The following is a 718-nucleotide window of genomic DNA, read 5'->3' as shown; positions in this document are numbered from 1 at the left end:
CTTCCGCACCTCGGGCAACAGCGGCTGTATCCGCGACCACAGTGCTGCGCTGACTTCCTTCTTGACTGCCATCTTCCTCAGCGGTTCTTGAACTGAGGCAGATGATAAGTTTCGTTAGCGGCTCTTACTGCGCGCCGCGAGACGGCGCTGCCGTCGCCGTCAGCTGGCAGTGGCCGGCGACGCAGGCCGCGCCCGGGTCGGTTGCCACGGCGCAGTTGGAGCGCAAGCCGCTGGCTTCGATCTCGCGCCGATGGGCCGCAGCCTGGCGTGCGGCCAGCGCCTTCAGTGCGTCGGCGTCGGTGTTCTGGGTGGACCAGGCCCAGTAGCCCGCCGCGCCGCCGCAGGCCTTGGCGCCCACCGGCACGGTACGGCATTGGGCATCGCTGCTGCAGGCGGCGGTGCCGATCAGCGCGCGCAGCTCCTGGCCCAGGCGGGCGGATTCGGGCTGCGGCGCGGACGCCGGCGGCGTCTGTGCGCAGCTGGCAAGGGTGATGCAGGCGAGGGCGGCGGCGAGGTAGCGGGGCAGGGGCATGGCAGCGGGCTCAAGCGGGGTTCGGTGGAACAGACATTCTGGCCGTGTCCGGGCAAGGCCTTAGAGCCGCTAACGAAACTTATCATCTGCCTCAGTTCAAGAACCGCTGAGGAAGATGGCAGTCAAGAAGGAAGTCAGCGCAGCACTGTGGTCGCGGATACAGCCGCTGTTGCCCGAGGTGCGGAA

The 718-nt window shown here is 68.1% G+C and carries 1 protein-coding gene; it reads right to left on the bottom strand.

What is annotated here, in order from left to right; genetic code table 11:
* Positions 1–124 precede the first annotated feature (124 nt).
* On the bottom strand, positions 125–532 hold the full coding sequence (locus tag ACG00X_RS24040) for a hypothetical protein (RefSeq protein ID WP_394492352.1): 408 nt from the start codon (positions 530–532) through the stop codon (positions 125–127).
* Between the last annotated feature and the right edge of the window lie 186 nt (positions 533–718).

The sequence above is a fragment of the Pelomonas nitida genome (genome assembly GCF_043555975.1).
Classification (GTDB): Bacteria; Pseudomonadota; Gammaproteobacteria; order Burkholderiales; family Burkholderiaceae_C; genus Pelomonas; species Pelomonas nitida.
Note: the sequence above shows the minus strand (reverse complement) of the source record. Positions and strands in the feature narration are given on the sequence as shown.